Consider the following 363-nt stretch of genomic DNA (forward strand, 5'->3'; position numbering starts at 1 on the left):
CGATCGTTTCCACATTGTACAGCACTTGACCAATGCCTTCAAGATGATTCGGATTCAGGAAATGAATAAATTAAACCGTCACTCAGGTGAAGAGGCCAAGAAATATCGTCGTTTAAAGCGATTTTGGAGACTTTCACAGAAAGACTATAGCTGTCTGTCCTCTGAATCCAAGTATTACCCCTTGTTTGATCGCTATATATCAGCTCAAGACATAGCTTTGGAGCTAGCCAATTACAGCCCTGTTTTGAAGGAAACCTGGGAGTTTTATCAGCTATTACTTGGCTATTTTAAGGATAGAAATGCCGACTATTTCTTTGATTTGATTCGAGAAAGTCGGAGCTCAGAATTTTTACCTCAAAATTT

The 363-nt window shown here is 39.1% G+C and carries 1 protein-coding gene; it reads left to right on the forward strand.

Annotated features, from left to right (window positions below; all coding sequences use genetic code 11):
- A partial coding sequence (locus E5983_RS09590; protein ID WP_160333532.1) for a transposase occupies positions 1-363 on the forward strand: 363 nt, incomplete at both ends.

This window comes from Streptococcus danieliae, from assembly GCF_009767945.1.
In the GTDB taxonomy this organism is placed as follows: Bacteria; Bacillota; Bacilli; order Lactobacillales; family Streptococcaceae; genus Streptococcus; species Streptococcus danieliae.